The 12,597-nt window shown below is 37.0% G+C and carries 14 protein-coding genes; 7 read left to right on the top strand and 7 right to left on the bottom strand.

Annotated features, from left to right (window positions below):
- Positions 1-31: 31 nt before the first annotated feature.
- Positions 32-859 carry a hypothetical protein gene (locus tag WC707_01470; GenBank protein MFA6065831.1) on the bottom strand — a complete coding sequence of 276 codons (828 nt, stop codon included), beginning with the start codon at positions 857-859 and terminating at the stop codon, positions 32-34.
- Positions 860-1,035: 176 nt separating this feature from the next.
- Between WC707_01470 and WC707_01465 the strand changes: the two genes are divergently transcribed.
- Positions 1,036-1,917 carry a hypothetical protein gene (locus WC707_01465; protein ID MFA6065830.1) on the top strand — a complete coding sequence of 294 codons (882 nt, stop codon included), beginning with the start codon at positions 1,036-1,038 and terminating at the stop codon, positions 1,915-1,917.
- A 17-nt stretch (positions 1,918-1,934) separates the two neighbouring features.
- Here WC707_01465 and WC707_01460 read toward each other — a convergent pair whose 3' ends face one another.
- The 3 genes from WC707_01460 to WC707_01450 form a co-directional block, all read right to left on the bottom strand.
- Positions 1,935-2,123 (bottom strand): hypothetical protein, encoded by a 189-nt coding sequence (locus tag WC707_01460; GenBank protein MFA6065829.1) that lies wholly within the window; start codon positions 2,121-2,123, stop codon positions 1,935-1,937.
- 83 nt (positions 2,124-2,206) lie between these two features.
- Positions 2,207-2,401: an ankyrin repeat domain-containing protein gene (locus WC707_01455; protein ID MFA6065828.1), complete on the bottom strand. Its 195-nt coding sequence runs from the start codon at positions 2,399-2,401 to the stop codon at positions 2,207-2,209.
- Complete coding sequence (locus WC707_01450; protein MFA6065827.1) at positions 2,388-3,098, bottom strand: ankyrin repeat domain-containing protein; 711 nt, start codon at positions 3,096-3,098, stop codon at positions 2,388-2,390. Before WC707_01450 ends, WC707_01455 begins: the two co-directional genes overlap by 14 nt.
- A 174-nt stretch (positions 3,099-3,272) precedes the next feature.
- Between WC707_01450 and WC707_01445 the strand changes: the two genes are divergently transcribed.
- Positions 3,273-3,479 (top strand): hypothetical protein, encoded by a 207-nt coding sequence (locus WC707_01445; GenBank protein ID MFA6065826.1) that lies wholly within the window; start codon positions 3,273-3,275, stop codon positions 3,477-3,479.
- 94 nt (positions 3,480-3,573) lie between these two features.
- On the opposite strand, the gene WC707_01440 is transcribed toward WC707_01445, so the two are convergent.
- Positions 3,574-3,882, bottom strand: coding sequence for a hypothetical protein (locus tag WC707_01440; GenBank protein MFA6065825.1), 309 nt, complete (start codon positions 3,880-3,882; stop codon positions 3,574-3,576).
- A gap of 136 nt (positions 3,883-4,018) precedes the next feature.
- Between WC707_01440 and WC707_01435 the strand changes: the two genes are divergently transcribed.
- The 4 genes from WC707_01435 (at position 4,019) to WC707_01420 (ending at position 9,797) form a co-directional block, all read left to right on the top strand.
- Positions 4,019-5,389: an FAD-dependent oxidoreductase gene (locus WC707_01435; protein MFA6065824.1), complete on the top strand. Its 1,371-nt coding sequence runs from the start codon at positions 4,019-4,021 to the stop codon at positions 5,387-5,389.
- 3 nt (positions 5,390-5,392) lie between these two features.
- Positions 5,393-6,391 (top strand): NAD-dependent epimerase/dehydratase family protein, encoded by a 999-nt coding sequence (locus WC707_01430; protein MFA6065823.1) that lies wholly within the window; start codon positions 5,393-5,395, stop codon positions 6,389-6,391.
- A gap of 64 nt (positions 6,392-6,455) precedes the next feature.
- Positions 6,456-7,595 carry a molecular chaperone DnaJ gene (gene dnaJ, locus WC707_01425; GenBank protein MFA6065822.1) on the top strand — a complete coding sequence of 380 codons (1,140 nt, stop codon included), beginning with the start codon at positions 6,456-6,458 and terminating at the stop codon, positions 7,593-7,595.
- 84 nt (positions 7,596-7,679) lie between these two features.
- The gene (locus tag WC707_01420) at positions 7,680-9,797 is read left to right on the top strand and encodes a hypothetical protein (GenBank protein MFA6065821.1); all 2,118 of its coding nucleotides are present in this window, start codon (positions 7,680-7,682) and stop codon (positions 9,795-9,797) included.
- 1 nt (position 9,798) lies between these two features.
- Here WC707_01420 and WC707_01415 read toward each other — a convergent pair whose 3' ends face one another.
- Positions 9,799-10,911, bottom strand: coding sequence for a DNA double-strand break repair nuclease NurA (locus tag WC707_01415; protein MFA6065820.1), 1,113 nt, complete (start codon positions 10,909-10,911; stop codon positions 9,799-9,801).
- Positions 10,901-11,278 carry an iron-sulfur cluster assembly scaffold protein gene (locus tag WC707_01410; GenBank protein ID MFA6065819.1) on the bottom strand — a complete coding sequence of 126 codons (378 nt, stop codon included), beginning with the start codon at positions 11,276-11,278 and terminating at the stop codon, positions 10,901-10,903. Before WC707_01410 ends, WC707_01415 begins: the two co-directional genes overlap by 11 nt.
- 446 nt (positions 11,279-11,724) lie before the next feature.
- On the opposite strand from WC707_01410, the gene WC707_01405 reads away from it, so the two are divergent.
- Entirely contained in the window at positions 11,725-12,594 is an 870-nt protein-coding gene (locus tag WC707_01405; protein MFA6065818.1) for an HAD-IA family hydrolase, read from the top strand.
- Positions 12,595-12,597 lie beyond the last annotated feature (3 nt).

Raw genomic sequence — 12,597 nt, 5'->3', positions numbered from 1 at the left:
TAGGGCTAAAAATGTTATTTCAATGCATCTTTTAATCAAGATCTTCATAATAATCCAAGACCGTCTTTGGGTTTTTTGCTTCTTGTTCTTGCTGTTCCTGCAACTGCTTTTTTGCTGCGGCAGTAACCTTGAGTAACAGGTCAGCTGAAGCTTTAAAGTTGCCTAAGAAAACTTTAAGTATAGCCAAATACATAGAGTTAAAACCAATGGAACCCAAGACACCGATTGCAGCGCCCGGAAGCCCCATAAGTGCTCCACCAAACGCGCCTGTTACTCCGGCTGCCCCTCCAAGCATAATGGTAATCCCACTATCAATTAGATCAATTTGTCTACGAGCAGCTTCTTCTATTAATTCTATTTCTGGAATGCTGATATCACCGTTCAACATAAATTCCGTAGCAGCTGCGGTATTTTCTATAACTTGCAAAGCATTTCTACGGTATAATCCCTCAAAAAGATTTTTTTTAACTTGTTCTACTGTTTGAGGCTGGCCCATGGTAGTAGTTATATCTGCTCCCGCTCCCCCAAATTCCATCCAAGGACGCTCTTCCATGCTGCGTCGCTGACTAAGAATATCTTGATAGTTTTGCTGTTGGCTCATTGCAAAGCTCTTTTGAGCTGGAAATTTCATTCCGGAAGCCTGCGAAAACTCTCTCGATGGCAGCTGACCAAATGTCTGTTGAAATGAGCTTTGGGGGACTGCTTGTGTTGGCATTGCGGGCGTCTTTAAAGCCCCCCGACCAAACGCTTGCCAATACCCTGGAGCAGCAAACTTAGAAATTGGCCTGGATACTAATGACGCCTGTACCTGCGGCGCCAGCAACAACAAACTAGTCGCTATAATTATTATTTTTTTCATCAAAATACTCCTATTGTTTTACATTATTTATACCTATACATAATAACACTTTATCAGATAATAATTCTAATTGTCAATAATATTATAGATTAATCGATTACTAGCGTTTACCCTGTAAAAAAACTATGCTACTGATCTGAGTAGGTAAGCCATTACAAAAAAAGGGTAACGAGGCGATGAGCACGCATATTGAAAAAATCGTACATGTTTTTTCTTATAGCATTTCATGCATTTTACACATAATACTTATTGCCATTTTACTACTCATCCCCATTCACATGCTCAAAGAAAGCTTTGGTCCTACAAGCAAAGCTGCTCGTAAAGCTGCTCCCATTTTTTTTAATAAACGACAAAAAACGAATACTCAAACAAGCGCGCCTCTACCACTCGCCATACCAACAACAGCGCCAACGCCTCTAGTTCAGCAAACACAGCCCATACAAACGACGCAAGAACAAGCATTAGGAGAGCTGCAACCAGTAATAACGCAAAAACGCCGACCGGCCCGCTCCAATAATCGTTGGTACAAGCAGCCACCAGAACAAAAAGCAACCGAAAAAACAGTCCAAGGAAACTCGAGTATTTTTGAAAAACAGTCTACACACCAACAGGCATTAGCGCAGGTACTTGATAATCAATGTAAAAATTTTCTCACCAATTATCATCAAGAGCAGCCGCCAAAGGCAGAACCCGTGCCGTATTACACCGCACAGGCACACGTTGAAGAATTTCAAACACATCTCTACAATGCAAAAGTGACGCGTGCATGCGCACAAGCAGCTCGAATTTTTTCAAAAACCTATTACTCTCATGACGACCGCTGGATAAAAACAACCATTCAACTGCTTATTAACCGCGATGGTACATTGCGCTCTATTATATTAGAGCCGGATCAAGATGAAAAAGTTATGCGTATCATAAAAGATTTTTTTTCTTCTGCAGAACTTCCCAAACTTCCCCGCAATTTTAAGGGCGATGTGTTTATCTTTAGAGTTAATGGAAAAATTGTCTTACGCCAAGGCCTCAACAATGTATTTGTAACTTTTCATGAATTTTAAAGTAATCTTTATACTCTTCATACTTCATGCTCCTGATTATTAATCACATATAATCTCAGCGCAGTCACTGCAATAAGTATCCAAAGACCCAAATAATCTAAGCCTAGCGTTATATTAAAATATTTTAATGTTACCAGCATGATGTAATAAGCACATCCGATGCAAATCGTGTAACATACTCTATCAAAAATATATATATGCTTCACAGGGCCTCCCAATTAAGACATTTTTAATCTCTCTTATGTCTTACCATTCTCCACTTTGAATAAAAAGATAGATTATATCAGGATTAAGCCAATAAGTTATATATTTCTTGGTTGCCAAAACTTTGTGCTATATCAATTGGCTTTTTACCTTGTTTATTTTTAATATTTTTATCGGCACCCATTTCAAGAAGTTTTTTTACTATATTGATATCACCATGTCCTAGACGACATGATACAGCGTTATGTAATGCTGTATCTCCGTACCTATTCAGAAGCATTAATATTGATATTAGGCAAACTGAGAATATAATCGATTATTTCTGGATTATCGCTTTTTACAGCTAATTGCAATAAATCAATTTTATTTACTGCATCTTTATCATCTAACATATTATTGATCACATGATTAATTATCTCTTTATTACCAGAAAAAATAATTGCTCGAATAAGATCATTTATTCTTATTTCACCACGTTCGAGAGCTAATTTACTTTCATGAGATAGTTTTTTAACAAGATTAAGATCACCAGTTAATATAGCAAGAGTAATTTCTGAATGCTTAGTTGGAGCATGACCTGCCATTAAAAGAGGAATGATTTTTCTTTGATTTTGACGGATGGTTTCCCAATCTTTACGCGTTATTGAATCAAAACCCAATGCAATATCAGCTGAGTGATCAAGTGGCAGCTTTGACCATTCTGGATTTTTTTCAACACGTACACCCTTACTTAATAATAAGGCAACGATTTCGGAACTTCCATATTCAATGGCCTCTGTAAGTATAGATTTTGCAGCTATCGGCCCTCTTACACCATTAATATCAGCACCCTTATCAATTAAAAATTTTGCTTCTGTAACATTATTGTTTTTTATGGCCATAAATAATTTATCGGTAAGATCAGGAGCAAAAAGAAAATAATAGATCAGATATATACTCATACCAACAACAACGAATGCTGTAATTATTTTATACATTTTTTTCACATACTCCCTTTCTGGAAAATAAACTTTAAAATAAAAATATAACGCTTCACCATACAACTAATCAATATAATTACCACAGGCCCAAAGAGTGTAAATATCACTCTTGATATTTAATTTCTATTTGTGATATTATTATATTTAGACAAACAATACAAGGTAAATAGTATGAAGAAAAGATTACTTTTAATCGTATTAGCGCTCGCAAGCGGTGTGGCTATTAATGTAGTTCACGCGACTCATCATTTAATCTGCAAATGCACTGATGGGTCTGAGCATATAATAGAGCTGGACCGCGGTACAAGTAGCCCAGAGAGGACATGCGAACGGCTACAACTTTGTCCAAGCGGGGTTAGATTCGCAGCTATTAGGTAAATATGAATATTTTTGTAATGGATATGGCGGCGTCGGCAGCGCATCTGTACAATAAAAAACGCTACCGACACCGCACAATTGATATTATAAAAAATTATTTTTCTGATTCTGCTGCTTGCATCATGCTATTAATATACCATAATGCGCCTGTCGCTACACACGCTACCCCTGCAATAATGCATGGCTTAACTATGTTATGTTTTTTTTCTTGCTTCGCTTGATTAATCAGTTCCCAAGGCTTATACGGTCTTTTAGTATAGCCGCTGGGATTAGTAGACTCATTTTTTCTCTCCTTTTTCACAATTTTTATTTTTTTGGGACGCCCTACTTTGAGTCGCGGAGCGGCACCTAAAACGATGTTCGAAAAAATAAAAAGCGGAATAAGATATGCTATTTTTTTCATATATAACTTTCTCTAAATTGAATTGTCTTTAAACGCAACCAGTATATATAATTACCACAATTTTTCCACACATATTTCTAGACTTTTTAATGTTTTCATTTTATAACCTTCTCATCAGAAAAAGAAGGGAGCTGTAATGGCAGATATTGTGATATTAGGAGCCGGTCTAACTGGTCTTTCTATAGCCTACCACTTGGAACAAAAAGGATATTACGACTTTAAAATCTTTGAAAAAGAATCAAGCGTTGGCGGATTGTGCAGAAGTATTTCACAAGATGGTTTTACGTTCGATTACACCGGCCACCTACTGCACATAAACGATCTGTACGTAAAAAATTTTGTACAGGAGCTTGTCGGGTTTGAGCATTTTAACACTATTGAACGCCGCTCATTTATATATTCACACAACACATATACACCCTACCCCTTTCAAATTAATCTTCATGGCCTGCCGCATCATGTAATTGTTGAATGCATAGAAAAATATATTAATCGCCCTCGCACCAACTATCATCCAAAAACATTTTATTCCTGGGTGTTAAAAAGCTTCGGAGAAGGCCTGGGCAAACATTTTTTCTTCCCCTATCAAAAAAAAATCTTTGATTATGATGTACAAAAACTTACCGCATCGTGGACTGGCAGATTTGTCCCCAGTACATCACTGCAAGAAATGTTGTACGGAGCGCTCGCCATACATAAAAACAAAAACATCGGATATAATTCTGAATTTTTATATCCAATTAAGGGTGGCATTTTTTCATGGGTGCATGCATTACATCAAACACTTACAACGCCCGTGCAAACAGATCATACTATTGTAAAAATAGATATAAAAAATAAAATTATTGTATGCGCAAACGGTCATACAGAGCCCTATAAACAAATAATTTCTACCATACCACTTGATATTTTTATACAAAAATTACAAGAACCAAGCTCATCGCATATCAGCAGAGCACAACGTCATTTACTGTGCACCAAAGTTATCAATATTAACATGGGCATATCAATTCCTGAACTCTCTGATAAACACTGGGTATATTATCCAGAGTCAGAGTATCCCTTTTATAGAATAGGATTCTCGCATAATTTTTCACCGTATATGGCTCCAAAAGATTGCAGTTCATTATATGGAGAAATTTCTTATATTAATGCAGACTCACATAAAATTGCACAACTCACGATACAAGCTCGTCGCGCAATCATGCAATTATTTCATCTTCGCCCTGCTGATATTGTAACAGAAAAAATTATACCCATTAGTCATGCATATGTTATATATAACGCATGGCGTGATCGTAATATATCTCGCCTGCTACAGACATTAGAATCATATGATCTTTTTACCTGTGGAAGGTATGCCGAATGGAAATACTCAAGCATGCAAGAAGCCATTTTGGATGGGAAAAAAATTGCTGATCGATTGCTGTTTACACCATCACAAACAGATCAAAAAACAATACTGCACCAATCACACAGTAATCAACCTCTTTATACCGAATCATAATACATGAACCTTTTTATAAGCAGTGTCTTTATTTTGTGCAATTACGTTACTATGCAGGCAATTATGACAAGTAATTTTCCCCCATACAAAAAAAAACTTGCCGAATTTTATAATAACCGACAAGTATTAGTTACCGGCGGCGCGGGCTTTATCGGTTCACATATCGTAGAAAAACTTGTTGAACTCAATGCCCACGTTACTGTTATAGATAATTTAACAACAGGGAATCTAGACAACCTCTCTCATGTACTTTCTTCTATCATATTTATTCAAGACGATATTACCAATTTTGATGCATGCAAAAAAGCAACACAAAATAAAACGCTCATATTTCATTGCGCAGCACAAGTATCCGTTCCCGAATCACTAGAAAAACCATACCTCTGTTATCTGATTAACGTTCACGGCACCTATAATCTTCTAGAAGCAGCGCGCATAAACAATGTTGATCGTTTTATTTTTTCATCATCATCTGCCGTATACGGCACTCAAGAAATTCCCTGTACAGAAAACATGCCGTGTGCACCCACATCACCCTATGGCACCTCGAAATTAATAGGAGAATTATCTTGTCAATTATACAGCAAACAGTACAACCTTAAAACGCTGTGCCTGCGCTATTTTAATGTTTTCGGCTCACGACAACGTGATAATGGTGCGTATACGGGTATCATAAAAACAATGCGAACGTCTATGAACGCACACAGGTCAATAACCATTTATGGCGATGGTCTACAAACCAGAGACTTTGTTAGCGTTGAAGACGTCAGCAATGCCAACATATGGTTTGCAACGCTGCCACCAGCATTACTTGACGGAACAGTAGTCAATATAGCTTCAGGGACCACAAAAAATATAATTGAGCTCTATAATGAACTCAAAACAGAATATCCCCTGTATGCGCAAGAGCCAATTTTCCAACCCGCACGCGCCGGAGACATCAAAAATTCATCAGCAGATTGCACAAAGTTTAAGACTCTTTATAATATTGCACTTAATTAATCTATAATTTGTGCTATACTTTATAGTAAATTTATTATTTTTTAATAATCTAGCACTGTATACCATGGCAAAAAAAGAAACAAAACGAGATTTTTATACAATTCTCGGCGTTACCAAAACAGCTTCACAGGACGATATCAAGGCCGCTTACAGAAAGTTGGCACTAAAATATCATCCTGATAGAAATCCGGGCAACAAAGAAGCAGAAGAACAATTCAAGGAAGCTGCAGAAGCTTACGAAGTATTATCAGATGCTCAAAAAAGACAGCAGTACGATCAATTCGGTCATGCCGGTCAAAATATGGGCGGGTTTGGTAGTGGGTCGGGCAGCGCGGACGATATTTTTGAAAATTTTGGCGACATATTTAGTGACTTATTTGGCACAGGACAACAGCGCCGACGCGGCAAAAAGGCTGGACCAACACCAAAGCGTGGTCATGATATTGGCCAAGAAACCGCTATCACTCTTGAAGAATCATTTCTCGGCGCAAAAAAAGAAATTACTTATTACCATTTTGTCGAATGCGCTACCTGTCACGGCAAAGGGGTGCCTGTCGGTGTCACTCCAGACACGTGTTCAACCTGCCAGGGAACAGGACAGCTTCATTATCGACATGGTATTTTTGCCTATAATCAGACCTGTACAACGTGCTCGGGGCAAGGATTTACTATTTCCCAGCCATGCAAGACCTGTAAAGGGCAATGCCGAATTCAGCAATATGATACGTTTACCATCAACATCCCAAAGGGAATCTATGATGGCGCTGATTTACGCGTAACCGAAAAAGGCGATGCTGGTATATTTGGTGGAGAAGCTGGCGACCTATTTATCAAAATACGCGTTATGCCTCATAAGCATTTTAAACGCACTGATGACGATCTCGAAGGCACTATAACCTTAACGTATCCTCAGTTAGTTTTTGGCGCTCACATGGAAATAGAGTCACTTGATGGCAGCAAAGAATCTATTAAAATTCCACAGGGTTGTCCTGTTGGAGAAAAAATAATTATTCCTGGTAAGGGTTTTAATAAAATTCGCGGCAAAAGCCGAGGCAATCTTGTTATTACCACCGTATGTGATATTCCAAAAAAATTATCAGCTGATGCAGAAAAATCCCTACGAGACTATTCTGATCATATTGGTACAAAAACCGATAATCGCCAAGGAACCATCTCAGGATTTTTTAAAAAATTTTTGGGATAAATTACCTAAGATACTTTTCTTAACAAACGCCTATTTTTTTTATAATATAGAGTCTCTTCTGTATATTCAAAAAATAGGTATGTAATGAAACATTGTATTTTTATTCTCGCATTAACATTTTTTACCAACAATTTTTGCATGGCAAAACGCCTGCTGGTTAACTATGATGGCACACTAACATCTAGTGATGGCGATTGGTATCTTGATCAATGCTGCGAAACAGCATTTACGGCATTTAATAACAACGATATGCAACATGCAACAAAATATTTTAACGCCGGAGCGCGCGGGTACAGAAAAAAAATAACTGGACATAAAATTATCACGGTAGAGTGCCCCTTTAGTCACTACTACCTTGGGTTATTAGAGCTCAACAAAGAACCAAACGAAATACAAAAAAATAAAGCGTTACAGCACTTAGATGCGGCAAAAAAAATTGCCGCTCTCAGTTTGACGCCGCATGAACGCGCATTAATTCCAATCGCTAAAAAAGCAATTCAAATATTATTCGACAAAACATCTGATCTTAAAACGGGAGCGTACCTACTCGAAGATGCCGTACAGGAAAAAAATTACGATCTTTTTTTCAATACCTATTTTCATCTGTTAATACCTACGTCAGATCCTCAAAAGCAACTGACACTTACACAGATCAAGCAGCTAAAAGATATTGCCGAAAAATTACCAAAAAAATCTCATCATATGTATACAGCACAAGCATTTTTGCACTGCTACTGCATGCTCACCGAAAAAACATTTGAAGCTGATAAAAAAATACACATAAAAAAAGCACAGTTATACGCTACAATGGCCGCAGAACTTGGTAAAAGAGCCAATACCAATATACTGCATCAAGAAAAAGCTGAACAAAATTTATATACAATACAGCAACTTGCCGATTTAATTCCAGCGTTTGAAGCATTTGGACTGTTACAAAAAAAAGAATTTGAAAAAATACACGAAAAATTTGAGAAAAAATCACACATTCATGCCTTTTTAATTAAAGCCTCAGAACAACATCAAGCCATTCTTCAAGATTATATATACTGGCTCATCAACTATTACGGCACATTACCAAATGAAGAACGTAAAAAACTTATTCCAACAATGAGTGGAATAATCAGCGATCCCACACAAGTCAACAATGCTCTTTACTTGCCGCTATTTCATCTCATAGTGGATAAATATTCTACTGCATTAGAATATTGCATCAACAGAACACCTGAAGAAATAAAAAATTTTATCAAAAAAGTTAATGTTAAAAATATGTTAAAAGTATATAATTTCGAAACTGATATTATTATGTTACAAGAAAATTGTAATCCCCACGCATTACACGATAATTATCAATATTATATCTACCAAGATCTATACAATATAATTATGGATAAACTTACCGAAATTAAACATGAAAATATGTCTTTAAGTATACAGGCGTATCAAAGAAATGATTTCAGCAATGCGTTTTCACATCTTGCTCAATGTTTATGCACCCACGACTTCTGCAATGGAACACTTAAAAGCTTTTTTGAACAATCAAATAATACGCAACAAATGCCTCATTTTTTAAAATATGTAGAAGCGCAATTAAATTCTGAATATAGAATACAAGCTGCCATGTTATTAATGTACGCATATTATGCCGATGGAATACATATAAACCAATCTGATACAAAAGCACTACAATTCGCGCAAATTGGAGCTGAAGAGAATTGTTTTTGTGCAAGCACCGCTGGCTTGTTATTAGCAGTACGAAACAGCAATCAAAAAATTAAAAAAATAGATCCTACCCTGGCAGAAAAAATTAATAACTGGTATGCAAAATCGGTACATTTACTGTATGAAAATTGCAGAACTAGTGAAAAATTCGACATGGACCGCTATCTCGATACATTAAAAGTTTTATCCAATACATTTTATAATTTCTTGGCAGCATTTCAATATTGCAATCAATCGATAAAAATTAACATCTATAATACAACTGACCTGCTCATAACGTACGCAAAAGGGCTCAATGACATGAGTGCTGCGCTTCATGGCTCAACGCTCAATCAACACATCGCTCTTGCAACGGCAATTGACATACATAATGCAATATACAGCAGTCAACTACTCGAAAAAGAGAAAGATCTTCTTGCGCGACAATTAAACATGAGTTTGACAACCCATAAATTACCCACAATTACACACAACAAAGCGTGATTTAAATATCGTTCATCTTCTTTTTAAGTGATTTTTGTGACATAGGATATGCATAACCATATTGATATGATAATCGATACATGAGATCATAAAAAAAATCACGATCAGCGTTTTTGACAACAGCCTGTTCATGCGCCTCTGACAAGCATACGGGATACCCGTTGCCCTTTATTGCCTGATCAAGTGATAAAATGGCAATTCGATCAACTAAATTATTATCTTCAGCAATCCATGCAGGAATTTCTATACGTACTATTTCATAGCCATTATTGAGATAAAAAAAATGAGGTCTTATGTGTTGTGGATATGCATCAACAAGTGCCGATTGATTTTTGAAAACAATGGTTCTTGCATGTGGAGCTAAAAAAAAATGGGTGATTCCCGTATCAACTATGGTATCAAGTGATGATAGATGAGCATTAAGCGACATATACATGCCCATTTCACCTGCTCGACGAATAATATTTACTAACTCTTTACTCTTCGGCAAGCTAATATAACCGGCATGCAGTATTTTCATATCATATAACTTATTCATCAACTCAAGCGAACGTGATAAAAAATAATGCTTTGATTTTTTTTCTTTGCCTTCCAAATGCCACATAATCAGTGATCCATCAAACAGAAGAAGTGGATTTTCGTGACGTACTTTTTCACTTGCAGCGAGCGCAACTGTAAGCTCTTCTTCGCTACGATAGCAATTAATAGCTTCCGGAGACATGTCACTTTCAAATAAACTATCTTTAAATAACACTGATGGTACAGAATCAAGGGATACAGAACTCGTAGATCCATAACGAATCAGCACCGTGCCGATGTTAATCAAAGAGCACTCAAATCCTTGATGTCGATCAGGATAAATTTGAGATCCATCAACAGACAAAATGGTATAATCACCGCATTCTTTCGGTACGGAAATCGCCGTGTCTAATGTCCCACTCCATGATGGAATTTGATAACTAGAACGCATCTGTTCAATTTTTTGTTTATAGTCAGGATCTCCCAGCATGGCCGACCACAACGCCAGCGCCAGCTCCTGCCCCTGCGCGAAGTCTTTTACAAATGAGCTGGTAACCTGAGATAAATCTTTAAACAGTTTATCTCTATTGAGCATGGAGACTCACACCTTTATGCAGCGCTTCAAGCGCTAACAAAGCACATTTCATGCGCACCGGACCCAATGGTGAATTGCCTAATAATGTCATAACATGATCTACATGAAGTTTTTGTACGCAATCGACTGCCAATCCGCATACAGATTCCGCCAGCAATGACGCACTCGCTTGGCTAATAACGCATCCTTTACCCACAAAAGCGACCTTTTCAAGAATATTATTACGTATAATACCTTCAAACGTTATACTATCTCCGCACGACTGATTACTATGCACAACCGTAAAAGTCGGGTTATCCAGCGTGCCGTAATGGCGCGGATGCTTATAATGATCCATCAAAATTTCATGATATAACGTATTTTTCATAAGAACTCACTAACACACACAAAAATATTACTATAAAAAGTATAAGATAAAGACCATTAATGTGCAAAACAACCAAAAGAACAGGGTGAGCAGGCTGTGGTTTCGCTCATGGTGAGTGATTTCGCAGAAATCGTATCGAACCATGCGGTTTGTTTTTATTTCGCTAACGCCTTCGATACATCGATCCTATCGGATCGCCACTCAGGGTGAGCGAAATTATAAAATCTTCTTTTGCTTATTTAGGGGGTAAATTGAGGTTTTAAACAAATCGAAGCGAACTCTAGCATAAAATGCCAAAAAATTCTAAAATGTCGTCCCTGGGATCGTTTTTCATGCCATAGAATAAGTTTCAGATTGAAAATAATCACAATAAATTGACAAATATTATAAATATATTAGAATTAATTATCTACAGGTATAGTAATTAAAGCCTTATGGAGGTTAGTATGATTTTATCAAAAACACGTAGAAATAGGCTATTTTTAGCTATTTTTTGCCTAATAGCGCCCTTATTACAAGCTCAGCCACATGTTCTATGGTTTGACTTTGGTGATACCCTAGCAAGGCCTAATAATTTTTCTATGGCGCGTAATATCGGTATAAAAAAATTTATAGGACATATGTTCATAGACCTACAAAATCCCATGCATATAGAGAAAAAAACCTTCGATTATCTCTTTCTTCTTCAAACACGCAGCATTGCACCGCATACTATAGAAGCACGAACAACAAAGGGCCGGGCTATGCCACCCATCATGCGTGATTGGCTCGCAGGTATTATTACCGGTGAAGATGTGTACAAAAAAGCAGTCAGTTATAGCAAACTGATTCCACACTACTTTACCAGCAACCGAGAAAAAAAACTTATATTAAAAACCATTCGCACCATGTTTGATCCTCAGTTATTGGCAGAGGTATTTTACCCTGTTGATGAAGCGCTGGAACTTTTATCAGAATTAAGCGCTCAAAAGGATGCTGATGGCAAACCGCTGTATACATTAATGATCTGTTCTAATATGGACCAGCTCACCTTTGACTGCCTGCGTAAAACACCGGCATTACAAAATTTATTCAGCTATTTTGCACCAGAAAATATGATCATTTCTGGTAATTATCGCAATCTTAAGCCAGAAAAAAGTTTCTTTGAAACAGTGCTTAAGCAATACGCTATAGACCCGCATGATTGTGTTTTTATAGATGATAGAAAAGAAAATGTCGACTCAGCTCGAGCATGTTCTATCAAAGGGATACATCTGAGAAACAAAGATTATAAAGCTGTTAAAAGACAGCTGCAAATTCTCAAAGTATTACCGTAAACA

This window comes from Candidatus Babeliaceae bacterium (genome assembly GCA_041660765.1).
Taxonomy (GTDB): domain Bacteria; phylum Babelota; class Babeliae; order Babelales; family Babelaceae; genus JBAZVR01.
Note: the sequence above shows the minus strand (reverse complement) of the source record. Positions and strands in the feature narration are given on the sequence as shown.